Annotated in this window: 26 protein-coding genes, 2 tRNA genes and 1 other RNA gene; 18 read left to right on the top strand and 11 right to left on the bottom strand. The window is 57.0% G+C overall.

Translation table 11 applies throughout. The features are described from left to right. Positions 1-62 precede the first annotated feature (62 nt). Both EKD05_RS12485 and ffs read left to right on the top strand, forming a co-directional pair. A complete protein-coding gene (locus EKD05_RS12485; protein WP_129673162.1) occupies positions 63-632 on the top strand; it encodes a bifunctional nuclease family protein in 570 nt (189 codons plus the stop codon). A gap of 291 nt (positions 633-923) precedes the next feature. Continuing rightward, an RNA gene (ffs, locus tag EKD05_RS12480) (signal recognition particle sRNA small type) lies at positions 924-1,024 on the top strand. Positions 1,025-1,076: 52 nt separating this feature from the next. Here ffs and cdd read toward each other — a convergent pair. The 4 genes from cdd to EKD05_RS12460 form a co-directional block, all read right to left on the bottom strand. Continuing rightward, entirely contained in the window at positions 1,077-1,490 is a 414-nt protein-coding gene (gene cdd, locus EKD05_RS12475) for a cytidine deaminase (RefSeq protein ID WP_129673160.1), read from the bottom strand. After that, the gene (locus EKD05_RS12470) at positions 1,477-2,883 is read right to left on the bottom strand and encodes a hemolysin family protein (RefSeq protein WP_240695764.1); all 1,407 of its coding nucleotides are present in this window, start codon (positions 2,881-2,883) and stop codon (positions 1,477-1,479) included. Before EKD05_RS12470 ends, cdd begins: the two co-directional genes overlap by 14 nt. Before the next feature lie 116 nt (positions 2,884-2,999). Then, positions 3,000-3,938, bottom strand: a complete 939-nt coding sequence (locus tag EKD05_RS12465) for a ribose-phosphate pyrophosphokinase (RefSeq protein ID WP_129673158.1) — start codon at positions 3,936-3,938, stop codon at positions 3,000-3,002. 172 nt (positions 3,939-4,110) lie between these two features. Beyond that, a tRNA-Gln gene (locus EKD05_RS12460) sits at positions 4,111-4,184 on the bottom strand. 212 nt (positions 4,185-4,396) lie between these two features. Between EKD05_RS12460 and EKD05_RS12455 the strand changes: the two genes are divergently transcribed. Together EKD05_RS12455 and EKD05_RS12450 are read left to right on the top strand one after the other, a co-directional pair. Continuing rightward, positions 4,397-5,047 (top strand): O-methyltransferase, encoded by a 651-nt coding sequence (locus tag EKD05_RS12455; RefSeq protein ID WP_129673156.1) that lies wholly within the window; start codon positions 4,397-4,399, stop codon positions 5,045-5,047. 16 nt (positions 5,048-5,063) lie between these two features. Continuing rightward, positions 5,064-6,947, top strand: a complete 1,884-nt coding sequence (locus EKD05_RS12450) for a GAF domain-containing SpoIIE family protein phosphatase (RefSeq protein WP_129673154.1) — start codon at positions 5,064-5,066, stop codon at positions 6,945-6,947. On the opposite strand, the gene EKD05_RS12445 is transcribed toward EKD05_RS12450, so the two are convergent. From EKD05_RS12445 to EKD05_RS12435, 3 genes are all read right to left on the bottom strand, one after another. Continuing rightward, complete coding sequence (locus tag EKD05_RS12445; RefSeq protein ID WP_129673152.1) at positions 6,928-8,172, bottom strand: ATP-binding protein; 1,245 nt, start codon at positions 8,170-8,172, stop codon at positions 6,928-6,930. The genes EKD05_RS12450 and EKD05_RS12445 overlap by 20 nt on opposite strands. Beyond that, the gene (locus tag EKD05_RS12440) at positions 8,169-8,870 is read right to left on the bottom strand and encodes a response regulator transcription factor (protein ID WP_129673150.1); all 702 of its coding nucleotides are present in this window, start codon (positions 8,868-8,870) and stop codon (positions 8,169-8,171) included. Before EKD05_RS12440 ends, EKD05_RS12445 begins: the two co-directional genes overlap by 4 nt. Positions 8,871-8,950: 80 nt before the next feature. After that, positions 8,951-9,027: transfer RNA gene (locus EKD05_RS12435), tRNA-Pro, on the bottom strand. Between the two features lie 185 nt (positions 9,028-9,212). Between EKD05_RS12435 and hisC the strand changes: the two genes are divergently transcribed. The 11 genes from hisC (at position 9,213) to EKD05_RS12380 (ending at position 17,523) form a co-directional block, all read left to right on the top strand. Next, positions 9,213-10,304: a histidinol-phosphate transaminase gene (gene hisC, locus EKD05_RS12430; protein ID WP_129673148.1), complete on the top strand. Its 1,092-nt coding sequence runs from the start codon at positions 9,213-9,215 to the stop codon at positions 10,302-10,304. 343 nt (positions 10,305-10,647) lie between these two features. Beyond that, the gene (gene hisN, locus EKD05_RS12425) at positions 10,648-11,418 is read left to right on the top strand and encodes a histidinol-phosphatase (RefSeq protein WP_165360715.1); all 771 of its coding nucleotides are present in this window, start codon (positions 10,648-10,650) and stop codon (positions 11,416-11,418) included. Then, positions 11,418-11,744: a nucleoside triphosphate pyrophosphohydrolase family protein gene (locus EKD05_RS12420; protein WP_129673146.1), complete on the top strand. Its 327-nt coding sequence runs from the start codon at positions 11,418-11,420 to the stop codon at positions 11,742-11,744. Before hisN ends, EKD05_RS12420 begins: the two co-directional genes overlap by 1 nt. A 4-nt stretch (positions 11,745-11,748) precedes the next feature. Next, the gene (gene hisB, locus EKD05_RS12415) at positions 11,749-12,342 is read left to right on the top strand and encodes an imidazoleglycerol-phosphate dehydratase HisB (RefSeq protein ID WP_165360714.1); all 594 of its coding nucleotides are present in this window, start codon (positions 11,749-11,751) and stop codon (positions 12,340-12,342) included. Continuing rightward, positions 12,342-13,319: a PrsW family intramembrane metalloprotease gene (locus EKD05_RS12410; RefSeq protein WP_129673142.1), complete on the top strand. Its 978-nt coding sequence runs from the start codon at positions 12,342-12,344 to the stop codon at positions 13,317-13,319. Before hisB ends, EKD05_RS12410 begins: the two co-directional genes overlap by 1 nt. Before the next feature lie 89 nt (positions 13,320-13,408). After that, the gene (locus EKD05_RS12405) at positions 13,409-13,879 is read left to right on the top strand and encodes a zinc ribbon domain-containing protein (protein ID WP_129673140.1); all 471 of its coding nucleotides are present in this window, start codon (positions 13,409-13,411) and stop codon (positions 13,877-13,879) included. A 117-nt stretch (positions 13,880-13,996) separates the two neighbouring features. Beyond that, positions 13,997-15,157, top strand: a complete 1,161-nt coding sequence (locus EKD05_RS12400) for a glycosyltransferase family 1 protein (protein ID WP_129673138.1) — start codon at positions 13,997-13,999, stop codon at positions 15,155-15,157. A 9-nt stretch (positions 15,158-15,166) separates the two neighbouring features. Further along, positions 15,167-15,811 (top strand): PAP2 family protein, encoded by a 645-nt coding sequence (locus EKD05_RS12395; RefSeq protein ID WP_129673136.1) that lies wholly within the window; start codon positions 15,167-15,169, stop codon positions 15,809-15,811. A 33-nt stretch (positions 15,812-15,844) separates the two neighbouring features. Beyond that, positions 15,845-16,144, top strand: coding sequence for a hypothetical protein (locus EKD05_RS12390; protein WP_240695763.1), 300 nt, complete (start codon positions 15,845-15,847; stop codon positions 16,142-16,144). Between the two features lie 18 nt (positions 16,145-16,162). After that, positions 16,163-17,092 (top strand): cytochrome c biogenesis CcdA family protein, encoded by a 930-nt coding sequence (locus EKD05_RS12385; protein ID WP_129673133.1) that lies wholly within the window; start codon positions 16,163-16,165, stop codon positions 17,090-17,092. Beyond that, on the top strand, positions 17,089-17,523 hold the full coding sequence (locus EKD05_RS12380) for an NUDIX hydrolase (protein ID WP_129673131.1): 435 nt from the start codon (positions 17,089-17,091) through the stop codon (positions 17,521-17,523). Before EKD05_RS12385 ends, EKD05_RS12380 begins: the two co-directional genes overlap by 4 nt. A 62-nt stretch (positions 17,524-17,585) precedes the next feature. Here EKD05_RS12380 and dcd read toward each other — a convergent pair whose 3' ends face one another. After that, positions 17,586-18,152, bottom strand: a complete 567-nt coding sequence (dcd, locus tag EKD05_RS12375; protein WP_129673129.1) for a dCTP deaminase — start codon at positions 18,150-18,152, stop codon at positions 17,586-17,588. 285 nt (positions 18,153-18,437) lie between these two features. On the opposite strand from dcd, the gene EKD05_RS12370 reads away from it, so the two are divergent. After that, entirely contained in the window at positions 18,438-20,186 is a 1,749-nt protein-coding gene (locus EKD05_RS12370; RefSeq protein ID WP_205703933.1) for an AMP-binding protein, read from the top strand. Then, positions 20,179-21,066, top strand: coding sequence for a bile acid:sodium symporter family protein (locus EKD05_RS12365; RefSeq protein ID WP_129673127.1), 888 nt, complete (start codon positions 20,179-20,181; stop codon positions 21,064-21,066). The genes EKD05_RS12370 and EKD05_RS12365 overlap by 8 nt, the downstream gene beginning before the upstream one ends. Before the next feature lie 73 nt (positions 21,067-21,139). Here EKD05_RS12365 and EKD05_RS12360 read toward each other — a convergent pair whose 3' ends face one another. The 3 genes from EKD05_RS12360 to EKD05_RS12350 form a co-directional block, all read right to left on the bottom strand. After that, positions 21,140-22,816: a ribonuclease J gene (locus EKD05_RS12360; RefSeq protein WP_129673125.1), complete on the bottom strand. Its 1,677-nt coding sequence runs from the start codon at positions 22,814-22,816 to the stop codon at positions 21,140-21,142. 168 nt (positions 22,817-22,984) lie between these two features. Then, positions 22,985-23,560 carry a hypothetical protein gene (locus tag EKD05_RS12355; protein ID WP_129673123.1) on the bottom strand — a complete coding sequence of 192 codons (576 nt, stop codon included), beginning with the start codon at positions 23,558-23,560 and terminating at the stop codon, positions 22,985-22,987. Positions 23,561-23,570: 10 nt separating this feature from the next. Continuing rightward, a complete protein-coding gene (locus EKD05_RS12350; RefSeq protein WP_129673121.1) occupies positions 23,571-24,206 on the bottom strand; it encodes a uracil-DNA glycosylase in 636 nt (211 codons plus the stop codon). A gap of 485 nt (positions 24,207-24,691) precedes the next feature. On the opposite strand from EKD05_RS12350, the gene EKD05_RS12345 reads away from it, so the two are divergent. Beyond that, complete coding sequence (locus EKD05_RS12345) at positions 24,692-25,306, top strand: SH3 domain-containing protein (protein ID WP_129673118.1); 615 nt, start codon at positions 24,692-24,694, stop codon at positions 25,304-25,306. The last annotated feature ends 29 nt before the right edge of the window (positions 25,307-25,335 follow it).

Raw genomic sequence — 25,335 nt, 5'->3', positions numbered from 1 at the left:
TCCACACAAGTATAACATTGTTGGGCAAACGTTCAGCAATTCTTTCGACGAAAGGCCTGGAGATGATACGCGTCGTGGTAGACAGTATCCGCGTCAGCTTGCTCACCCAGAACAGGGTCGTTGTGCTACGCGAAACCGACAGCAAGCGCTACCTCCCCATATGGATCGGGCCCTTTGAGGCTGATGCCATTGCCATGGCCATCCAGGGCCACGAGCCGCAGCGCCCGATGACCCATGATCTGCTCAAAGCAACCATCGGCGATCTGGGCGGTAGTATTACCCACATCTTTGTCAATGACATCCAGGACAACACCTTCTTTGCGCGCATTGTCATTGAACAACAAGGGAATACGGTTGAGGTCGACGCTCGGCCGAGTGATGCCATAGCCCTGGCTGTCCGCACAGAAGTACCCATTTTTGTTGAAGATCACGTGATTGATCAGGCCGGGGTCTTTTTTGATGAAGACGAGCAGGCTGAGATCAGCGAGCAAGCAACCGGAACTTCAGAAAGCGAATCTGAAGGCGAAGTTGAATCTGAACTAAATGATGATTCAATGTCGATTTTTCGCAATTTCATCAACACCCTTGATCTTGATGATCCCCCCAAGGGCGGGCCAGAACAGGCATCCTAGCATTCAAAGCGTACGATTGTGTGGATAACTGGCGCATATCTGTGGATAACTTTCGACAATTGTGGATAACTCTTCGCTTGACTCGTGGACGATGTGTGTACAGAATTCACTGTGGCAAGGAGAAGCAACAGTTTTCCCCACCTTGTGATCGGCTATCCACAATCTATGCCCAGCGTGCTTTGCGGCATCGGGCTGGCGAATCACTCACGTTATCCACGTTATCCACATGCCTACTGTCATTGCTCTGATCTTACTCCTTTTATCAACATGATCATGAATATGGTATAATACCCCTGGCACTGAAAAACGGCAGATACGTGCTAAACCCCGCCAGGGCCGAAAGGCAGCAACGGTAGGTGCGTTCCTCTGGGTGTTTGGAGGTGCCAAAGCTTTAAATACCAAAACGCCGCCCCTAGGGGCGGCGTTTGTTGTTGGCACAAGATGCTAGCGGTTCGCTTCGTCGAGCTGGCTCGGCCCAAAACTATGCGGCAACAATGCGTGCGGTGTCGTTAAGCGCTGGTGGCCTTGCATGTTGAGCAGTAGTACGTCACACCGTGGTGCTAGCTCGATCATTACCTGACGACACGCCCCGCATGGGCTCGCAACATCATCGGTATCGGTGACCACCGCCAGCGCCAGAATTTCACGCTCGCCTGCGGCATAGGCACTATAGAGGGCAACGCGCTCAGCGCACATCGTCAACGGATAGGCCGCGTTCTCGATGTTTCCGCCGCAAAAGATCTTGCCCGACGCAGTCAAGACTGCTGCCCCAACCTGAAAACGTGAGTAGGGCGCGTAGGCCAGGTTGCGGGCGTTCTGCGCCGCGGTAGCGAGCGCCTCGTAGTCAACCAGGGTCATGCTTCCCTCCTTCGTTCAAGATACTCATCGAGATGGCAAGCCTTGCGGTACTGGAACTTGGCATCCCTGGTGGACTAGGCTCAACAATATCGGGCGTGCCCGGTGTATGGGACGTTTCGTCGCGTACCGGCGAGGAGCGGATGAGTTGCAGTTTCTGGGCACGAATCCCCTTCACTGCCAAGACCCTTACCGTCAATTCGTCCAGCACGATCTCATCATCTACCCGTGGAACCCGTCCTAAGGTCTCGTAAACAAGCCCACCAATGCGTTCAGCCGCCGTCGACGTGATGCTGAGGTCAAGTAACTCGTTGATATCGTAGATGGGGACACGCGCATTGACAAGATAACTTCCATCGGCCAGTGGTTGCACTGATGGGCCTTCGGTATCGTACTCGTCCTGGATCTCGCCGACAATCTGTTCGATCAGGTCTTCAATGGTCGCCAGACCGGCCGTGCCGCCATACTCGTCGACGATGACGGCCAGATGCACCTTGCGGTGCTGCAAATCTTCGAGGAGCGCGTTGACCTTCATCGTCTCAGGGACAAAGTGGGCTGGACGGAGCACGCTTTCAAGCGTCTGATCGAGTTTGCCCTGGCGGAGGATCGGGATAAGATCTTTGGCATAAAGGATCCCCACGATCTGGTCAATCGTCTCGGTGTAGACGGGAATGCGGGAATGACCACTGTTACTCACCATATCGAGCGCTTCTTCGAGCGACGACTCAAGCTCAATCCCCACAATATCGACCCGGGGCACCATAATCTCGCGCAGCAGCGTATCGCCAAATTCAAAAACGCTCTCGATCATCTCGCGCTCGTCGTGCTCGATGAAGCCCTCTTCTTCCCCAACATTCACCAGCATCCGCAGCTCTTCTTCGGTGACAAGCGGGGTGGCTGGCGAGTCTTTCCCGCTCAGCCAGCGGTACAGTGGGCGGAGGGGCAGACTGACGAGGCCAATCAAAGGTGTTAGGAGAACGACAAGCAGACTCATCGGTGCCGCAAGCAGGCGTGCCGTTGCCGCTGGATTGCGTATGGCGAGTGCTTTGGGTACCACTTCGCTCATCGTCAGCATCACGACCAGCAAGCCGAGCAAGCCGGCGACCGTCGCCCACAGGTTCGAGGACCCGACCACCCCAAGCGTCAGACTGGTTGCCAGAATAGTCAGACTGATATTGAGCAGCAGAATCGTCGTTTTGAAGCGATAAGGATCATCAAGCAAGCGGGTAATGGTGCGATGCGTTCGAGGGCTACTCTGATCGAGGAGCGTATGCAAGCGGTGCCGACTGATCGAGGTAAAGGCAGCATCAACCGCCGACGTAAAGGCCAGCAGCACAAGGCAGAGGCCGATACCAACGAACAACAAACTAGGGCCAGGGTCCTCCAACAAGATCATTCCTTCTGCTAATGACCAATTGCCGCCAGTGCGGTGCAGCGGGTACGACTTCAAGCCGTGTACAACAATGAAGCACAGGCAAAGCGCCCCTCCGAGGGGCACTCAACTGGTCAAACTTATGAAAAGAGGGCGCTCAGCGAGAGATCTTTATGAATACGCATAATTGCTTCGGCGAAGAGCGGGGCGACACTAATCGTGCGCACGCGGGCCGACGAAGCCTCGCTACTTTGCGGGATCGTATTGGTAATCAAGGTCTCGATCAGATCCGAGCGTCCAATAATTGAGAGGGCATCGGCTGAAAAGACGCCGTGGGTTGCGCAGGCATAGACTTTGTTGGCTCCGCGCTCAATCAATGCCTCGGCGGCTTCAACGAGGGTACCCCCAGTTGAGATCATATCATCAACAATGATCGCTGTTTTGCCTTCGACCTCACCAACCATTTCGAGCACCTCGGAGGTATCAGGCTCGGGGCGTTGTTTGGCAATAATCGCCAGATTCGCCCCCATGCGCTCACGAAAGCGATTCGCTCGCCCTACACCACCTGCATCCGGCGAAACGACAACCGGATTTGACAAATTCATGGTGTGAATATAATCAGCCAGCAGCGGTCCAGCTTGCAGGTGATCAACTGGGATATCAAAAAAACCTTCGATGGCCGGGGTGTGTAGATCCATCGTCAATACCCGATCAGCCCCAGCGATACGGATCAGGTTTGCCACCAGTTTGGCCGAAATAGGCTCACGTCCGGCTGTCTTCTTCTCTTGCTTGGCATACCCATAGTAGGGAATGACCGCAGTGACCCGGTTGGCGGAAGCCCGACGCAGGGCATCGATCATCAGCAACAGCTCCATCAAGTGATGATCGACCGGATTGCACGTTGGTTGAATCACAAAGACATCGCAGCCCCGGACATTATCGTGAATCTTGATCCTGGTCTCACCGTTCTTAAACTGACCAACCAGCGCACGTCCAACTGACATACGCAGACACGTTGCAATCTCTTTTGCTAACTCGGGGTTGGCTGATCCGCTAAAGATGAGTAGCCGACCGTCCATCACTTCGTTCCTTATCTGTATGACTGATCCACAACCAGAAGCAAGAAAAAAGAAACACAGCGAAGCGGTGCTCCACTGCGTCGGTGATCAGCGGTACTGGCGGTCATCGGAAATGCCGTAGGGCACGTGCTCCACGCTCCATCTTTGATTCTGCCAGTCAGACAACATCCAGTGGCTGCCGGGCCAGGATTTGAACCTGGACAGACGGATTCAAAGTCCGCCGTGCTACCATTACACAACCCGGCACCACGTTTCCATTATAACACACTCTGCCAAGGACTTCACCTCAGGGCCCTACGCAGATCCGGGCGGAGTGTGATACAATCATCGCGTACAAAATCAACCAAGCGTTGCTGTTTTGTTCCTGGACTGTTCGTGGTTCCTTGTTTCATCGGCAAGCCTGGATGGTGCGTATGCCTGAAAAAACAGTAAAGCATAGCATAGAGTGAGGTGAGCTTTTGCGTTACGACATTACGAATATTGCGATTGAGGACTATTTGCTCGATTTGATGCCGCCCCGTGATGAGGTTCTGGCTACCCTTGAAGAACGTGCACGTGTTCACGGTCTGTCGCTGGTTGGCCCCGTGCAGGGCCAGTTTCTTTATTTGCAGGCGCTCTCGATGAAGGTCGGCAAGGCGCTTGAGATTGGGATTACGACCGGCTATGCCGCAATGTATTTGTTGCGGGCACTCGAGCAGACCGATGGGCATCTGACGGCGATTGAACGCCATGCTGATCGGGTGGAATTTGCTTCGCAGTTGATTGCTCAGGCGGGCCTCAGTGAGAGGGTGACCATTCACCACGGTGAATGGGCCGAGGTGATGCCCACGCTTGACCATGATTATGACCTGATCTTTCTTGATGTGCTGCGGAGTGCTTCGAGTGAGGGTCATGCCCTTGAGGCGCTTGAGTTGTGTGTTCCGTTGCTGCGCTCGGGCGGGTTACTCATTGCTGATAATGTGCTTTGTAGCGCTCAGGTGCTTGAAGAGGATGCCCCACCGCTGGTGCGTGGTATTCAGCAGTTCAACCGTACCTTGATGAACCATCCCCAGCTCGAGTCGGTGATCCTGCCGCTGCGTGATGGGGTCGCACTTAGCCGCAAGAAGTAATGCTGTTGAGTTGAGCATGCCTCCTTTTGATAGGCAACAACGCAACAATGATCTCGCGATTCTCAGTGCTTTGGCCGAGACACTGCATCATGCGGTGGATCTGCGCGAGACGCTTGATATTGCCCTGGGTCATATTGTTGACCTGATGGGGCTGACAACCGGCTGGATTTTTCTCAAAGACGAGAGCGATCACTATACGCTGGCGGCGCGCCACCATGTGCCGCCGGCACTTGCCTATCCTGGCCCAGCCTGGGATGGCGATTGTACATGCCAGGATCTTTGTCAGGCTGGTAAACTCGAACACTCGGTGGCAATGCTAGAGTGTTCGCGCCTTCGTGATGCCGTCGGTGATAAACGTGGCCTTGCTCAGCACGCTTCGGTTCCGATCACCAGTACCGATGGGTTGCTGGGGCTGTTGAATGTCGCCACAACGCGCTGGGGGCGCCTTGCGCCTGCCGATCTCCAGTTGCTCACCATCGCGGGTCATATGCTCGGAATGGCGATGGCCCGCCTTCATCTCTACGCACAGGTGAAGGTGCGTCGGGTTCAAGAGCAACGTGCGTTGCTCTCCCTCTCGCAGGATCTTTTGATGAGTGAGTCGCTTGAGCCTGCGCTGCAACGTTTGACGCGGGTGGGAACCCGTTTGCTCGAGGCCGATGCCTGTGCTTTTGTCGAGGCTGATGAACTCGCCGGCCGTGCGGTGCTGCGGGCAGCGCATGGCTGGCAGCTTCCCGCGCATGCACCCTGGCCGTTGCCCCTCGATCCTTCTAGCCCCCACCTTTGGTATTTGCCCGAACGCACGACCAGCTTGAGTGATGAGGCCTTGGCTGAGTTGCCACCGTTGCTGCGCCAGCAACACTTCAAAGGCTATCTTGGGCTACCGGTAGAGTTGGGTGGCGTCCCGGTCGGGACGCTGATGGTGGCGAGCCGTAGCCCGCGGCAGTTTCTTGATGATGAAGCGCAGTTGCTTGGCATTCTTTCTAATTTGCTTGTGCAGACCCTTGAACGTGAACGCCTCCAGTATGAGGCTATGGCCCGCGAAAAGCTTGAGCAAGAGCTTGAGCTCGCCCGTGAGATCCAGGCGAGTTTTTTGCCCAACTGTTGCCCGGTCATGGCTGGCTATCAGATCGAGGCCTATTACCGGGCGGCTCGTCAGGTTGGCGGCGATTTCTACGATTTTATTCCGTTGCCTGCACGTTCTACGCCCCTATCCGCTTTCCCTTCTGTGCAAGCACAGTCTTCTTCGGTTGTCTATCGTGGTGGCACCCGGATAGCAACACCTGAATCGCCCGACCCCTCGACGGCACAGCGCATCGGGGTTGTGATTGCCGATGTGACCGATAAAGGTGTGCCGGCGGCCCTCTTTATGGCCCTCTCGCGCACGCTGCTTCGTGCGACGGCGATTGATGGACGCCGCCCCGATGAGGTGCTCGAGCGGGCGAATCGCCTGATCCTTGCCGACTCACGGGCCGGGCTTTTTGTGACCTGTTTTTATGCGATCATCGAGATCAATACCGGGTTGGTCAGTTTTGCCAATGGCGGCCACAACTATCCGTTGCTGTGGCAAGCAGCTACACGTACGGTACGCCCGCTACGTGCCCAGGGCATTGTGCTTGGCATTGTGCCTGAACCAACCTTTGAGTTGCAAGAGTTTGTGATGGCCCCCGGCGATGTGCTGCTCTTTTATACCGATGGCATCACCGAGGCCATGAATCAGGCCCGTGAGCTCTTTGGCGATGAGCGCTTGACTGAAGTCTTGATCGCCAATCATCAGCGGAGTCCGGAAGAGATTATTCAGGCCATCCTCGCCCGTGTGACGGCTTTTGCCAATGGGCAGAATCAGTCTGATGATATTACGATGGTTGTCATCAAACGCAATGCTACGCCGTCGGCAGGGTAAAGCTGAAGGTGCTGCCCCGCCCTTCGATGCTGTCAACGCTCAACCGCCCGCCGTGCCCCTCAACGAGGTGCTTGGCAATCGCTAGGCCGAGCCCGGTGCCGCCGGCATTGCGCGTACGGGCGCGATCGACTTTGTAGAACCGCTCGAAGATGCGCGGCAGATCCTGCGCCGGAATGCCCACTCCGGTATCACGCACACTGATCTCGATCCATGTGCTGGTGGTTCCATTGTTCGCGCCTTCGTCATTGTTCAAGAGGTGGGTGCAGATGACGACGATGCCCCCGGGTGAACTGAACTTGACGGCGTTGTGCAGCAGGTTGAGCAAGACCTGACCAATGCGATCCCCATCCATCAAGATCGGCAGATCCTCGTGACTATATTCTGCCGAGACCGCGATCTGTTTGCGCTCGGCCTGCGGTTTGATGCGCTCGATCGCACGCTCGATCACCGGCCTGACCGGGGTTGGGGCCAGTTTCAACGTCACGCGCCCCGATTCGATCTGCGAGAGCTCGTGCAGTTCGTCGACGAGTTGGGTGATGGCATCAACTTCTTCGGTCATTTGCCCGAGCATCCGGCGTGTTACATCGGGTGGTGGCTCGGATTGCACCGTCTCAACCAGGAGTTTGAGAGAGGCAAGCGGGGTGCGTAGTTCATGCGAGACATTCGCAACGAGGTCGCGGCGCGAGCGCTCGAGCATGCTGATCTGGGTCAGATCGCGGATCAAGATCAAGGCCCCTGATCCGGGTTGACCTGGTTCCAGCGCGTTGCACGAGAGGCGCAAGATGCGCCCGCTGATGATTGGCTTCATGGTCATCTGACGTGGTTCGCCATCGCGCAACACTTCATCAACCAGCAGATCGGCCTGATGATCACGGAGCAGGGTGATCAAGCCTTGACCGAGCACCGGGCGGTTTAGTTCAAAGGTTTCATTGGCGCTGCGGTTAAGGTAGCGCATCTGACGGTTGCCATCCACGACAACGAGGCCAACGTCAATGGTTGCCGCAACTGCTTGAAAGAGGGGATGCTTCAACTGGTCAATGGGATCACTTGGCCCAGGACGCAGGGCAGGTTCGGGCACCGCCTGGCGCAATGGCGCAACCTTGCTTGGGGAAGTCTGGTTCTGCGGCTTGTGGTCTGCTCTTTGCCTGCCACGGAAGAAGAGCCATGCACTCAGTCCCAGACTGACCAATAATGCGATGGCAAGAACGAGTTCAACCGGGGTCATAGCGGTGTTTCGTCCGGGGCTTCAAAGCGATACCCAATGCCCCGCACGGTCTGGATGTAGCGTGGACGTGCGGGATCGGGTTCGATCTTCTCGCGCAGCCAGCGAATGTGGACGTCGACGGTACGGCTATCACCAATGAAATCGAGCCCCCAGACACGTTCGAGCAAGAGGTCACGTGAGAGGGCGATGCCCCGGTTACGGAGTAGGCAGGTGAGCAGATCAAACTCTTTCTGCGGCAACGTCAATTCGCTACTCTCACACCAGGCTCGGCGGCTACTTGTATCAACCTTGATAATGCCTGCTTCAAGCACCTCGCGTGCGGACGTACGTGGCTGCCGTTCGGTGCGCCGCATAATGGCGCGCACACGGGCGAGAAACTCACCGAGGCTAAAGGGCTTGCTGATATAATCATCGGCCCCTAGTTCAAGCCCTGCGATCCGGTCAACCTCATCCTGCCGGGCAGTTAGCATTATCACCGGTAGATCACTCTCTTGCCGCAGAATACGGCAGACCGAGAAGCCATCAAGCCGGGGTAGCATAATATCAAGCACCATCAGATCTGGCTGTGCTCGTCGGGCAAGTTCCAGCCCCTGCACCCCATCGGTCGCCGTCAGCACTGTGTAGCCTTCGCGCTCAAGATTGTAGCGTAGCGTTTCGGCGAGGGTTGTCTCATCTTCGACGAGCAAGATGGTTGGCATCGGTTTCTCCACAAAAAAACCGGTGCCAGCCTGTTCAGCGCTGGCACCGGTGCCGGTACTTCCTCACCAAGAGGATAAAATGGTCGGGGCGGAGGGATTTGAACCCACGACCCCCGCGTCCCAAACGCGGTGCTCTACCGGGCTGAGCCACGCCCCGTTCTTCTCTAAGAGTAGCAGGAAGCGGGCAGAATGTCAATTCGGGAAATGGTATGTGGTTTTGTGCGGTACGAGCGAACCCCAGCAAAACCATTTTTCTTGGGGGCCGCAGGCTCCCTGACGCCCAGATGGTATACTAAGGGTGCATCGTGCGATGATGAAGAGAACAGATAATGGGACACATCTATGACACTTGCTGCTCGCTGGTTGCGCACAGAGATTGCTGATCTCGAGCCTTATACGCCGATTTTGCCGCTTGAGGTGTTGGCACGCCGCCTCGGGTTGCCGGTCGAGCGACTGGTCAAACTTGATGCCAATGAGAATCCCTACGGGCCTTCGCCAGCCGCGCTGACAGCCCTGACGAGTGAGCAGCACTACCATATCTACCCCGACCCCGGTCATACGGCGTTGCGGCAGGCGCTGGCACGCTACACTGGGCAGCCCGCAGAGGCGCTGGTGTGTGGAGCGGGTGCCGATGAACTGATTGATATGATCCTGCGTCTCTGCCTTAATCCGGGTGATGCCGTCATTGATTGCCAGCCAACCTTCGGGATGTACCGGTTTGATACCCAGGTCTGCGGGGGGCGCGTGATCACGGTGCCACGTGGGGCCGCTTTTGAACTTGATCTTGACGCCATCGAGGCTACCGCCGCAACAAGCCAGGCCAAGGTGCTCTTTTTGACGAGTCCGAATAATCCCACGGGCAATCTGCTTGCCCCCGAGGAACTGGAGCGGTTGCTGCGTTTGCCGTTGCTGGTGGTGGTTGATGAGGCCTATATCGAATTCGCTGGTGTTGGTCAGGGCTTTGCCGAGTGGGTCGCCCGTTACGAAAACCTGGTGATCCTGCGCACCTTTAGCAAGTGGGCCGGTTTGGCGGGGTTGCGTGTGGGCTATGCGCTTGTGTCGGGTTGGCTTGCCGCGCACCTCTGGAAGATCAAGCAACCCTACAATGTGAGTGTTGCCGCCCAGACGGCGGCGCTTGCTTCGCTCGAAGATCGACAATTGCTGCTTGAACGGGTTGCCCGTCTGGTCAATGAGCGTGAACGGCTGCTGCCCTTGCTTGCCGAAGTGTCCTGGCTGCATCCGCAGCCGAGTGCGGCCAATTTCATTCTCTGTCGGGTCGAAGGGCGCAGTGCCCGCGAGGTCAAGGCAACCCTTGAGCAACAGGGCATTCTGGTGCGCTACTATCATACCAGCCTGCTGCGCGACTACATTCGCATCAGTATCGGTACACCGGCTCAGAGCGAGATCTTGCTTGAGGCGTTGCACCACTTGTAGGATATGTATAGGCTGGCTCTGGGCGTGCGGACAGTTCGCCCGCTTCGGGGGCAAAAGCGGGCGGGCCGCCCGCGCGCTCCCAGGTGTATCAACCCGCTGGTGCGTGTGAGGCCATCTGCATGTCACCCTGAGGTCTCACGGCTCGCGGGCCAGTGGCACCGCGAGCCGTGAGACCTCACCGGTCTTCAAGACCGGTGAGGTCTCAGGCGGGTTTTGTTGCTTAAAAACCATTAGACGGTAGTGCGGACTTCAGTCGGCTTCTGGCTCAGCCGACTGAGGTCCGCACTACCTACGGCACAAACGGTAACGTTCCTACGAACCATCTCTAATGAGGAAGGAAGCTATGACCAACGAGTTGCAGGATATGCTTGATTTTGCCCATCGGCTGGCGTGGCAGGCGGGCAAGATCACGCTGCGCTATTTCCAGAGCGATCTGCTGGTTGATCGCAAGGCTGACGATTCGCCGGTGACGATTGCCGATCGTGAGACTGAGACCTTTCTGCGGGCCGCGCTTAGGGAGCGTTATCCCGATCACGCGATTCTTGGCGAAGAAGAGGGCTTGACTGGCGTGGCGACGAGCAGTTATCGCTGGATCCTCGATCCAATTGATGGTACCAAAAGCTTCATTCGGGGGGTGCCGCTCTATGGGGTGATGATGGCCCTCTTGCGTGAGCACGAGCCAGTGCTGGGCGTCGTCAATATGCCGGCAACCGGCGAGATGGTGTACGCGGCGCGAGGAGCGGGTTGCTGGTGGAATGGGAGGCCGTGCCGGGTTTCGTCGGTCAGTCGCCTTCGTGAGAGCCTGGTGGTTGCGACGATTGCGCACGGTTACGAGCAGTATGGCAAAGATGCTGCGCTTGCCCGCATCCTCAATGCGTGTGGGCTCTTTCGGACGTGGGGCGATTGTTATGGTCATTTGCTCGTTGCGACCGGGCGCGCCGAGGTGGCGCTTGATCCGATCATGAATATCTGGGATAACGCGGCGTTGCTGCCAATTCTTGAAGAAGCGGGCGGCACTTTTACTGATTGGCAGGGTGTGGCAACGATTGAACGTGGCGATGGCATCAGTACCAATCGCCTCGTCCTTGACGAGTTGATGGAGGTGATCGGCTGATGGAAGCGAATGACTACCAGCGTCTGGCCCTGCGCACCGAGGCCCCTGGACGTGAACGTGACGACCGGTTGCTCAATGCAGCCCTTGGGCTCAGTGGCGAGGCCGGTGAAGTGGCTGATACGCTCAAGAAATGGGCCTTTCACGGCCATCCACTTGATGAAACAGCCCTGCGCAATGAGCTAGGCGATGTGCTCTGGTATGTGGCGCTGGCGGCTGATGCGCTCGGCTTGACGCTTGAGGAGATTATGGAGGCGAATATTGCCAAGTTGCGCCGACGCTACCCCGAGGGGTTTAGCCGTGAACGCAGCCTGGAACGTAGTGAATAAGCCTATGGAACAACGTATTGCCACCATTACGCGGACGACGGGCGAAACCGAGATTACGCTGGCCCTCAACCTTGATGGCAGCGGTGCGTCCACGCTCAACACAGGGATCGGTTTTCTCGATCATATGTTGACGCTCTGGGCGAAGCATGGCCTCTTTGATTTGACGGTCAACGCCCGTGGCGATCTGCAGATTGATGAGCACCACACGGCCGAGGATACGTGCATCTGCCTGGGCCGCGCCCTTGACCAAGCGCTCGGTGAGCGGCGGGGCATCACGCGCACCGCGCATAGTTTTGTGCCAATGGACGAGGCCCTGGCGCTGGTCGCGGTCGATCTGGGGGGCCGCCCCTATTGTGTGGTACAGGCGGAATTTGTCACCCCGCGGGTTGGTCAACTTGGCACCGATCTGATCTTCCATCTTTTTGAGAGCATCGCCATCCACGGGCGCATGAACTTGCACGCGCAGGTACTCTATGGGCGGAACGACCACCACAAGATCGAAGGGCTCTTCAAAGCCTTCGGGCGGGCACTTGATGCCGCGACCCGCTTTGATCCACGCCTTGCCGGTGCTGTGCCGAGTACCAAGGGGGTCTTGTAATGGCGTTTCTCATTGCGGTACTGCTGAGTTTCATTCCGGCCTTCTTCTATGCCTCGATCGTCTACTGGCTCGATCGTTTTGAGAAAGAGCCGATGCGTCTCCTGGTGGGTGCCTTTTTATGGGGGGCGCTCGTTGCGACCATCGGGGCGATCATCTGGACCTCGGCACTTGAAGTTGGCGTTGCGATGTTCATTGCTGATGAATTGATGCTTGAATTCACTGGCACAGCCCTGTTGGCCCCAATTGTGGAAGAAGTACTGAAGGGCATTGCGGTGGGGCTGATCTTTTTGATTGCGCCCTACGAATTTGACTCAGTGCTGGATGGGATGGTCTATGGGGCGATTACCGCGCTGGGTTTTGCGGCCACCGAAAATGTGCTCTACCTCTATTTTCTTGGCTACCAGGATGGCGGCTACGAGTCGATGTTTGCGCTCTTTATCGTGCGCGTGATCCTGGGTGGCTGGGGCCATGCTGTCTACACGGCTTTTTTTGGCATGGGCCTTGCGTTGGGGCGCTTGCGGCGCGGAACCTTCAGTCGGATCTTCTTCCCGCTGCTGGGGCTCTTCATTGCGATCTTTTTGCATGCCTTGCATAATGGCATGGCGGTGCTGCTTGGTGAAGCACTTGGCGTGGTCGGGTTGGCGTTGCTCTTCATAGTTGACTGGATCGGCTGGTTGGTGGCGTTGGGGGTCGTGATCTGGGCGCTCATGCGTGAGCGACGCTGGCTCAAGACCTACCTGCGTGAAGAGGCGTCGCGTGGCACCATCAGTGTTGCGCAGTACGAAACCGCCTCATCGTTGCGCAAACAATTGCTTGCCCGCTGGCGCAGTCGTGAAGCCCGGCTCTTCTACCAGACCTGTGCGGAACTGGCGCAGAAAAAACATCAACTTGCCAAAATGGGTGAAGAACGAGGGAACTCGGCGATGATTCTGCAATTGCGCAACCGCCTCGCTGATCTCTCGCCTCAGGTTGGCTAGAGGGCTATGCTACAATAGCTGCATCCAGGCGAAGATCAGCGTCGTCATATCAGAAGCAGAAATAGCTTAACAACAAGGGAGGTATCCCGATGGGCTTTCTTGATCAGATCAGCAAACAGATTTCCCAGGGGGTTGATCGGGCGAAATTTGAGGCTGAAAAGTTTCAGAAGACGACACGGCTGCAGGGTGAAGTCAATGAAGTGCAGCGTCAGGTTGATACGCGGATGTACGAACTGGGGCAGCGGGCCTATGAATTGTTGCGGGCTGGACAGATTCATTCGGCCAGTCTGAATGAACTCTCGGCAGCTATTGATCAGTTGCGTTCTTCATTGGTAGCCAAAGAAGAGGAACTGAAACAGGCTCAGACCGAGGTTTTTGTCGAGCCACCACCGACATATACTCCGCCGCCACCATCGCAACAGGTGCCAATTAGCTACGAAACCCCGCCCGCATCAGACCCGTATACGCCACCGCCACCAACGAAAGTCTGTGGTGCCTGTGGTTTTCAGATGCCGGTGACGGCGATGTTTTGTCCGAATTGTGGGTCACGCGTAGCCTGACTCGGTTGGGGTCTACGCCCCTAGGAAGCGTAGGCTACTGGCGCAAACAGCCCGCATAGCGGGCTGTTTGCGCCAGTAGCCTATGGGTTTCATGACGGGTTAGAGGGCGCTAGCCATATGATCATTGGGGTAGACTACACGGCTGCAGTATGGCAGGGGGCCGGGATTGGGCGTTATACGCGTGAGTTGATCCGCGCTACGGTCAAACAGGCCGCCACCGGGGTGCAGTTCAAGCTTTTGTATGCCGCGGGCGGCCTTCCTCCAGATGCACCGTACCTCGCCGAGTTGCAGTCCCTCTGTCGCGCGTATCCCCATGTACGTGCGCACCCGATTCCGTTTACGCCACGTCTGTTGACCATTCTCTGGCAACGGCTGCACGTGCCGCTTTATGCTGAATGGCTTGTTGGGCCAATCGACCTTTTGCATGCGCCCGATTTTGTCTTGCCGCCGACCCGTGCCCGCACGCTGTTGACGGTTCACGATCTCACCTTTCTTGTCTATCCCGAGTGTGCCGAGGCTGGGTTGCGGCGTTACCTCACCCGTGCCGTGCCACGTGCGTTGCGCCGCGCCGATCTCGTGCTTGTTGATTCGCAGGCTACCGCAGGTGATCTCGAACGCTTGCTGGGCGTCAGTGGCCCGCAGGTTCGCCTGCTCTATCCTGGGGTTGACCCGCGCTTTCGTCCGCTTCCGCAGGCTGAACTTGCTTCGGTGCGTGCTGCGCTGGGCCTGCCGGCACGTTTCCTGCTGTTTGTGGGTACCCTTGAGCCGCGCAAAAATCTGGTGCGCTTGGTTGAAGCCTTTGCGCAGGCGGATCTTCCGTTGGAGATGCACCTCGTTCTTGCCGGACGGCGCGGCTGGCTCTATGAAGAGGTTTTTGCGGCGGTTGAGCGTTGCAGTGTCACAACGCGTGTCCATTTTGTTGATTTTGTTGCTGATGAAACTCTTCCCGCAGTGTATAATCTGGCAGAAGCCTTTGTCTACCCATCGCTCTATGAAGGCTTTGGGTTGCCTGCGTTGGAGGCACTGGCGTGTGGTGTGCCGGTCGTGACGGCAGATGGGTCAAGTTTGCCCGAGGTGGTTGGTGATGCGGCGGTGCTGGTTGATCCGTTGAGTGTGGCGTCAATCGCTGAGGGGATCCAACAGGCATTGCAGCAGGCCACCTTGTTGCGGCGCAAGGGGCCAGCGCAGGCGTACCAGTTTACCTGGCAAGCGTCGGCCCAGACCTTGCGAACCTGTTATGCTGAACTGGGTGCCAGACGCCGTATAGCTACGGGATAGAGAGTTCTTATGTCATTACAACACAACGACCTGTCCGCCGAGGCGTTGCGTCGAGGGGCCATGCCAGGTCGAGGGTATATCGTCGCACGCCTTATTTCACAGGTGCTGCACCCGGTGATTCTTGGGGTCGTCAGCATCTTCATTGTTGGCCTGCTCGGCATTAGTCCGTTGCGCACCGGCTTGCTCTGGGCGTTGCTGGCGACGTTTTTGCAGGTCGTCCCGCCGCTGATCTTTTTTGCTATGCGCTTGCGTCAAGGGGTCTACACCGACGATGATATTTCGGTACGCTCGCAGCGCAACGAACTCTACCTCTTTGGCATTATCAATCTGCTCGTTAGTTTGTTGATCCTGCTCTTTGTCGGGGCCCCGTTGCCAATGCTGGCGATGGTAACGTCGGCGCTGATTTTGAGTGTCGTAGCATGGTTTATCAATCTCTACTGGAAAATCAGTGTGCATGCCTCGACGATGGGTTCGACGGCAACGCTTGCCTCACTCTATGCCGAACCGCTCGGCCTCTTCTTTTGGCTCTGCGCACTTGCGCTTGGATGGGCACGGGTGCGTACCCGCAACCATACGTTGATGCAGGTTGTCGCCGGTCTCGCACTGTCGGCACTCTGTGTTGTGGGTACATTTATGGCCTTTGGTTTGTTATAATAGAATATCAGCGATAAAGCCGAGGAGTATGGTATGGTGACGATGCAGCCCCCACCCGACGATGTGCAGGCGATTGTTGCAGCAAGTGATGAGCGCCTCAAGACGATCTTTCCTGCTCCTGCGCTGGTTTGGATTGTTGATGAGCATTACGATGCCAGTGGCCCGCTCTGGCGGGTGACCCTCGTTTGCCAGGAGCCAACAGGCCAGTGGGTGCGGCGGCGTTATCGTTATGATGTGCCGAGTGATACGCTCCATTTTGCTGGCGCACAACCAATCAATGAACAAGAGTTGCTAGCCGCTCGACGCAAGGGTCGGCGTCTGGTCGTTCGTTAGCTATGAGGAAGGATCATTATGTCGTTTCAGCCGATTGAGGCTCCACCTCAGGTGGTTGAGAAGCCCCTCCGTTCACGGCGTGGCTTGCTTGCGTTTGGCCTGATCGGTGCGCTTGCGCTGATTGTCGTTATTCTGAGCCTCAATACTAGTGATGAGGTTGGTTATCTGACCGGTGGTTCAAGTGTGCTGATTCTCGCCATCCCTGTCTTTTTGACGGGGTTGCTCAGTTTTCTGTCGCCGTGTACGCTGCCCATCTTGCCTGCCTATTTTGCCGTGACGTTTCAGGCTCAACGGCGTAGCATCTTTGTGATGAGTCTGGCCTTCTTTTTTGGCCTCGCGACGACCCTGACCCTGCTCGGGGGGGCCATCAGTGCGCTCAGCGGGTTGCTCTTTGGTTTCCGTGATACGTTGATGGTCGTTGGCGGCATTGTGATCATGATCTTTGGTGTGCTTGGGATCTTTGGGCTCGGCTTTGCCGGGGTGCAGATCAACGAGCGCCCCGCGACGACGCTGCTTGGCTCGTACCTCTATGGTGCGACCTTTGCCCTTGGGTGGACGGCGTGTGCCGGGCCGCTCTTTGGCTCGTTTATGACGATGCTCGCCGCGTCGGGCAATGTGGCGGTGCTTCAGGGTGCGGTGCTTGCCTTCATCTATGCGTCGGGGCTCGGTCTTCCGCTGATCTTTCTTGCGACCTTCTTCAATCGCCTCGGGCGTGGCTCCACCTTCTGGAAGATGATCAGCGGCAAGGGGTACGAAGTGACGCTCTTTGGCCGCCAGTTCTATCTCCATACGGTTGGTGTGATTGGCGGCGTGCTGATGATTCTCATTGGCGCAATGCTCGCCACCGGACGCCTTGAGATCCTGACCCAGATGGCCGGCAATAGTAGCCTCGGGGTCTGGTTTGCTGATCTCGAGACGGGTATTAGCAGGCTGTTCGGGTTGCAATGAGTAACCGTACGATTCGTGCCGCCGGAGGGGTTGTCTACAGCTATGCGCCCGATGGGTCGCTGCAGTTGCTGTTGATCTGCGACCGGTATAAAACCTGGACGTTGCCCAAGGGCCATCTGGAGCCGGGTGAGGATGATGAGACGGCGGCGATCCGCGAGATTGTCGAAGAGACGGGCATTACCTGTGTCGTCGAGCGCCCTCTGTCGCGGGTACGTTATCCGATCTATAAACGTGGGGTCTGGCGCGACAAAGAGGTTGCTTACTTCCTCGCCCGTGCCCCCTACGATCCGCCTACCCCTGCCATTGATGAAGGCATCATCCAGGCGACCTGGGTTTCCCCTGAAACCGCCTTGACCACGCTGGCCTACGCCCAGGTGCGCGAGGTCGTGCGCCGCGCCCTCGCCATCATCAAAACCCAGGGCGAACCCTAAAGAAGATGGCGCTAAAAAAACCGGCATTGCCGGTTTTTTTAGCGCCACTTTTTATGCGAACGCTACGCCTTGCGATCGATGCGTGGCAAGACAATGCCGTGCTGATCCTGGTATTTGCCCCGCTTGTCAGCGTATGAGACCTCGCAGGCCTCGTCGCTTTCAAGGAAGAGCACCTGACCAATGCCTTCATTGGCATAGATCCGCGCTGGCAACGGGGTCGTATTGCTGATCTCGATCGTCACAAAGCCTTGCCACTCTGGTTCCAACGGCGTTACGTTGATAATGATGCCGCAACGTGCATACGTTGATTTGCCAATGACGATGGCGCTGATGGTGCGTGGGATGCGAAAGAGTTCGTATGATTGCGCGAGGGCAAAGGAGTTGGGCGGGATGTCGATGTGGTCGGCTTCGATGTCCACAAACGAGCGCGGGTTGAAGTTTTTCGGATCTACCAGGGCGTTGAAGACGTTGGTAAAGACTTTGAACTGGTTGGTGACCCGCATGTCGTAGCCGTATGAGGTGAGCCCGTACGAGATGATGCCTTCACGCACTTGCCGGTCGACAAATGGCTCGATCATCCCCTGTTCGAGCGCCATTTTGCGAATCCAGTGGTCGGCTTTAATTGACATAGTTTGATCTACTCCACCTGATGTGCATAATTTTGCTTATGATACCAGATTCTTGCCAGTAGTTATCGCTTCACCCTTGTGCGAACGCGGGCGGCACGCCTGCGTTCGCACAAGGGTAAAAATTCCCTCTCTGCCCTGCGTAGAATCTCTCTAGGGTGCGTTGCGCTGGCGCTTTATACTAGTCTTCAGCCATGTATTGGAAAGTTCAAATACTTTGCTGGCGCTGCCTCTAAGGGCGGCTCTCGCTTGTTTGTGCTGCTCGCAACAGTGTCAGTTGGGAGGCCTATGTCTATTGTAGAGCTCGATGCACTTGTGGAGAGTCGCGCTACGCCGCTCTCGATGCCTGTTCCGTTACCTGCTCGCCATATCGCCGAGTTGGTGGAAACGACCTGTGCGCGTTATGCGCGCCAGCATGCCTTTACGGCGGTGCTGCCGAATGGGATGTATGGCAACCTGAAGTTTGACCAGGTCGCTCAGTATACCGATCAAGTCGCCGCGTATCTGCGGGTTGAGCTTGGTCTGGCCGTCGGCGACCGCGTGGCCGTGCAGTTGCCCAACAGCCTGGCCTATCCGCTCTGGTCGTTTGGGGCGCTCAAGGCTGGTTGTGTGCTGGTCAATATGAATCCGCTCTATACCATCCCCGAGATGGTGCATCAGCTCAACGATAGCGGGGCACGGGTTCTGGTGCTCGTCGATCTCTTCGCGGACAAGTTGCCCGAGGTGGTGGCCCAGACGAAGGTTGAGCATGTGGTGCTGGTGCGCATCACCGATCTCTTCCCGCGTCTGATTGGCTTCATTGCCCACAATATCATGAAGTACTGGAACCGCATCATTCCTGCTTGCACGGTTCCGGTGACGACGGGCCTTGAGGCGATGGCGAAGGGCGAGGCGATCCTGCGCGACGGCAAAGCCGACATCCACTCGTATACCGCCGACTTTGGCCCCGACACATTGGCTGCATTGCAGTACACTGGCGGTACGACCGGGGTGAGCAAAGGCGCGATGCTGACGCACGGCAATCTGCTGGCGAATATCGCCCAGATCGAAGAGCGTGTCGCTGGCAATGTGGAGCATGGCAAAGAGACGGCGCTGGCAGTCTTGCCGCTCTATCATATTTTTGCCTTCACCGCCAATCTGCTCTACTTCTTCCATGCTGGGGCGCGCAACATCCTGGTTGCCAGCCCTCGCCCGCTCTCAAACCTGCAACGCGCCATCGAGAACTATCCCGTCTCGTGGATCCCCGGGGTCAATACGCTCTTCAACGGCATCCTCAACGAAGAGTGGTTTACTGACTATCCGCCGCCCCAACTCAAGGGCAGCATTGCCGGTGGCACCTCGCTGCACGCTGCCGTTGCTGAGCGCTGGGAGAAGGTCACTGGTTCACCGGTGATCGAAGGCTACGGCCTCACCGAGAGCTCGCCGGTGGTTACGCTCAACCCGTTTGTTGGCAGTCGTGCCGGCAGCATTGGACGCCCCGTGCTTGGCACCGAGGTGCGCCTGCTCGATGTGTTCGGCGAAGACGCTGCGCCCGGCGAGGCCGGCGAGCTTGCAGTGCGTGGCCCGCAGGTGATGCTCGGTTACTGGCAGCGCCCCGACGAGACCGCCCTGACGCTGCGTGACGGCTGGTTGCTTACGGGTGACGTGGCCCAACAGGATGCTGATGGCTTCCTGCGCATCGTCGACCGCAAGAAGGATCTGATCATTGTCAGCGGCTTCAATGTCTACCCCAACGAAGTCGAGGATTGCATCGCCCGCCTCGAGGGGGTCAGCGAAGTCGCCGTGATCGGTGTCCCCGATGCCAAATCCGGCGAGGCGGTCAAGGCGTTCATCGTGCCTCGCAATGGGGCCACGATCACCGCCGACCAGGTACGCGAGCATTGTCGTGCTAGTATCACTGGCTACAAGGTGCCGAAATCTGTCGAGATCCGCAGTGAACTCCCCAAGACGAATGTGGGCAAAGTATTGCGCCGTGCCTTGCGCGACGAAGCGCACCAGCCGGTGGCCGAGCGCACCTTAGGAGGAACCAATGGTTAGTCAGACCGAACAGTTGCTGCTTGCCCTCATGATTGGCGTGATCATGCTCGGCATGGGTTCTTCGCTCACGTGGCGTGACTTCCGTCGTGCCTTCAAACGCCCGCAGGCGATCCTGATCGGCTTTGCCTCACAGTATGTCTTGATGCCGCTGATCGGCTTTCTCTTGGCAATTGTTTTGCAGTTGCCCCCACCCCTGGCGGTTGGCCTGATCCTGATTGCCAGCATGCCGGGCGGCTCGACCTCGAATATCTTCACCTACTTCTCGAAGGGTGACTTGGCGCTCAGCGTCACGATGACCACCTTTTCGACCCTGGCGGCCTTTGTGATGACGCCGGTCGCCATCTTGCTCTATGCGAGTCGTTTTATGACGAGCGAGATCAGTGTTGGCATGGGCAGTGTGATTAGCGGCCTCTTTGTGATGCTCATTCCGGTCATCATTGGCATGTTCATTCGTCGGCGCAATGCCAACGTCGGGGCGGTACTCGAATTGATCGGCGGGATCATGGGCGTCGTGATCATCCTGGTGCTGATCCTGAGTTGGGTACCCCGTAACGCCAGCCTGCTCGCCACGACGCCGTGGCAGGTCTATGTAGCGGCGGCTGGGATCGGTGCCATTGGCTTCTTCTTTGGCTTGATTACGGCGACCCTTTCAAAACTGGGCTTTCGTCGTTCAGCGACCGTCTCGCTCGAGACTGGCATCCAGAACGGGCCGCTCGCCCTCTCGATAGTGCTGCTCAGCTTCACTGGTGCCATCGCCAACGACATCGTCCTCATCCCGGTGCTCTACTCACTCTTCATCGTGATCATCTCCTCGGGAGTCACGATGATCTACCGCCGCATCAACAACCAGTTGCAGCAGCGTACAGTGGCGCTGTTGTAGGGTGAGCCTAAAGCCCGCACGCAAAAAAGCCAGCATAGCTGGCTTTTTTGCGTGCGCACCCTAGCAACCTGGCTCAGACCTCCATCACGACAGGCAGCACCATCGGGCGGCGCTTGGTCTCGCGATAGAGGAACTCGCTCACCACATCCTTGATCTTCCGGCTCACAAACGCACCATCAATGCTCCCGGGCATAGCCCCATTGCGCACCGTCAGGGCCGAGCGCACCGCATCTTTGGTTGCCTCAACGAGATCGCGGCTCTGGCGCATATAGACAAAGCCACGTGACACCACATCGGGGCCAGCGACGAGCTCGCCCGAAGACATATCAATGCCGACCACAACAATCAGCATCCCATCCTTGGCAAGCATCTGGCGGTCACGCACCACCACATTGCCAACATCGCCGACGGTCGTGCCATCAACATAGATATAACCAACGGGCGCCTTGCCGACCACCTTGCCCGAGCCGTGCGAAAACTCCATAATCGAGCCAGGATCGGGAATGATCACATTCTCTTCAGTGAACTTGCCACTGATACTCATCGCCAGTTTACGATACAGCACCATATGGCGATAATCGCCGTGGAACGGGATTACAAACTCGGGTTGGAGCAGGGCGAGCACGAGTTTGAGTTCTTCCTGCGCGGCGTGCCCCGAGACGTGGACTTTCGCCTCGCCGCCATAGATCACATCGGCACCGAGGCGGAAGAGGTTATTGATGACCCGACTGACACTCACCTCATTGCCGGGGATCGGGGTTGCCGAGACGACAACCGTATCACCCTCTTTAATCTTGAGATGGTTGTAATCGCGATTCGCCATCCGATTCAGCGCGGCCATGGGTTCGCCCTGGCTCCCCGTACAAACGACCGCAATCTGGTCATCGGGATAGGCTGCGAGTTCACTGGGGCGAATGAACGTGCCTTGTTCAGCGCGGAGGAAGCCCATTTCGAGCGCGATCCGCGAGTTGTTCTCCATGCTACGCCCGGCAAGCATCACCTTGCGGCCATAGGCTTCAGCTGAATCGATCACCTGTTGCACGCGGCTAATATTTGACGCAAAGGTTGCCACGATAATGCGCCCGGGGGCAACGGCAAAGATATTATCGAAGGCTTCACCAATCGTCGCCTCACTTGGCGTATAGCCTTTCGACTCGACGCGCACACAGTCGGTAAGCAACACCAGGGGCTTGCGCTGTGCCAGATCCGACAGTTTTTGAATATTGGTTGGCTTACCGTCAACCGGCGTATGATCGAGTTTCCAGTCGGTCAAATAGATCACCATCCCTGCCGGGGTCGTCAGCGCAAAACCGACGGCATCGGGAATCGAGTGAGCAATATGGAACGGCTCAACCGTGAACGGGCCAACCTGGAAGGTGTCGGTATCATTAATGATCACCTGGGTCACCTTATCAAGCAGGCGATGCTCTTTCAGCTTATTGCTGAGCAGACCGTGCGCGAGGCGTGTGCCGAAAATCGGGGGGAACCCGAGATCACTGATCAAATGGGGCACGGCCCCGATATGATCTTCGTGGCCGTGGGTCAGCAAAATGCCTTTAATTTTGCTCGTCTTTTCGCGCAAATAGGTAATATCGGGCAGCACCAGATCGACACCGAGCATATCGGCTTCGGGGAACATGACTCCACAGTCGAGAATGACAATTTCATCGTCATACTCAACGACCCACATGTTCCGTCCGACCTCACCAACACCACCGAGGGGCAGGACGCGAACTTTGTTTTTAGCCATAAGTCGTTGCTGAAGTCGCCAGAACCAGTCCACAGGCTGGAAGCAAACTTCGTCTCCTTTCGCAATTTGCGTGCTATCTCGTCATCATTGCCTTGGTACGAGCGTAGCAACGCCTGTTTCTTTTGCCATTGTCACCAGATCGGCGGGGGGCAATGGTTCCAACATTGATCAAACAGCTGGCGCAGTTTCAGCCAGCGGGTCAGCCATCCGGGTCGCACGGCGAATCTCGGCGAGCAGTTCATCGCGTGTTTCAACACCTGCATAGATAGGCAGGCGCAGTGACCCATAAGCCTGACGATAGAGCAGCCGTACGAGCGGATTGCGAATTTGGGTTGTGCAATCGGTCGTTAACACCAGTTCATCAAAAGGCTCTTCGCGATCATCATCAGTACGCCGAAGTTCACTTACGGCAGCCCATGGATACTCGATTTGTACCCCGAGCGAGGCAAACCGCAACCCATCTGGGGTCGGTGTATAGGCGGCGGCCCATTCGATGAGCAGATTCCAGATCAAAAAAGGCGTGGCGATGATCAAAACAAACATGAGCAAAGCAGGCACAAGCTGCCCAATACCAGGCCCCGACGCCAGGGTTGCTTGCAGACTTGGCCAGAACTCCAGCGGGTTATAACTCAAGCGAAGCGTACTCGCAAAACTCCAGATCGCAAAGGCCCAGATCAGCAGGGCGGCAATTAACAGAATAAGCACCAGACGCCGACCAGCGGCAGAGAGACGATAGGTATTCATGAACAACAGTTTAAAACAGGCTAAGCTGCTCGAGCGGTGGTTCATCGTTGGGACGCGTGGCTGGTGCAGGTGCAGGAGCCTCACGTTCAACGGTTGCCAGTAACTCGGGCAGGCGGCGAAAATCAGCTTCGAGCAGCGGACGATTCTGTGGCTGGTGCAAAGCCGCTGCTGGATGGAGCATTGGCACAATCAGGCGTCCCTCAACGATCCGTGGTTGCCCATGGATGCGTGAGATCTTTTCACCAGGTAAAAAGAGATTCATCGAAAAGCGCCCGAGTGTGACAATGACTTTAGGGTTGAGCGCTTCGATCTGGCGAAAGAGATAGGCCTGCGTGCATGTTGCTACTTCATCCGGTAACGGGTCACGATTCTTGGGTGGACGGCACTTGATCACATTGCCTATGAAGACATCAGCGCGTTGCAGCCCTGCCAGGGCCAGCAGATCATCAAGCAATTGACCAGAAGGCCCGACAAAGGGGCGCCCCTGACGATCTTCATGGTATCCAGGCCCTTCGCCGATTAGCATGACCTCGGCGCTTGGGGGCCCTTCACCTGGCACAGCCCGCGTCCGCCCGGTATGCAAGGCACAACGGGTACAGGTCTGCACCTCGTGAGTGATGAGTTGCAGGATGTCAACAGCAGTCAATGTTCTATCCACTAAGCTGAAAACCACATTGTACTCTTTCCATTATACGCGATCAGAGGTGAATGAGACAAGAGGCAGATTGTTCGGCTCACATCTTGCCGTTGCCTGCTCGCTGTGCTACTATGCCTGCATGATTGAATGTACGAACTATGTGCGCCCTCACGACGTCGAAGCTACGCTCCATGCTTTTGTCGAGCGCTATCCGACGCTCTGTTTGGCTTTCGTTACCATCCCCGCAAGCTGATGACTGGGGCGTTTGATGATTGGGCCTATGACCTTCCCCCGGGGAGGCGTCTGGCTCCCTCCCCCAACGGGGGAGGGCTGGGGAGGGGGCAAAGCAGGCTCGCAAAACACTACAAAACGTACTTCACAGACTAAATTAGTGTTTAGTAGTCTGTCAACAAAGTTTCCCGATGCTTTGTCACCCTGAGCGCAGCGAAGGGTCTCAGGTGTTCAGAATTACCTAACAACAGGAGGAGCGAGTCATGATCAACTTTGGCAACAAGAAGAAGCAGGAAGAGGAAGAGAAGGCCCGGGCCGAGCTCGAAGCGCAGAAGGAGCAGATGTCGAAGGCGATGCGCGAGATGAGCGGCCAGGTTGAGGCCAAAGCGAAAGAGGTTGCTGAACTCGAAAAGAAGCTGGAGGCAGCCAAAAAGGATGCCGAGAAAGTGGACGTGGCCAACAAAGCGGTTGCCGACGCTCAGGCGAAGATGCGTCAGATGCAGGCCGAGCTCAACAAGGCTCAGCAAGAGGCGAATAAAGCCAAAGCCGCGGCTGCATCAGCCGCAACCAGCACCGCGTCGGCTGCGTCACAGGCTGTTGCCGAGGGTAGTCGCGTTGTCCTTGGTGGCGCACCAAAACCGGCCGTGCTTGCCGTTGGCGTCACCGTCTGGGTGCAAAAGGCTGGCGGCAAGAACCTGCGCCTCCGTGATAAACCCGGGCTCAATTCCAATGCGTTTGATGGCCTGGCCCCTGGTACCCAGATGACCTTGCTCGAAGGCCCGACGCAACTCGATGGCTACCCCTGGTGGCGTATTCGTGCCGCCGACGGACGCGAAGGTTGGGTCGCCGGAACTGAACTCGTTTTGCAACCTGAATAGCTTATAGGGCCTGCGGTCCACAAAAAGCT

Source organism: Candidatus Chloroploca sp. Khr17, assembly GCF_004138165.1.
Taxonomy (GTDB): domain Bacteria; phylum Chloroflexota; class Chloroflexia; order Chloroflexales; family Chloroflexaceae; genus Chloroploca.
The sequence above is the reverse complement of the archived record's forward strand: the minus strand, read 5'-3'. Positions and strand labels throughout refer to the sequence as shown.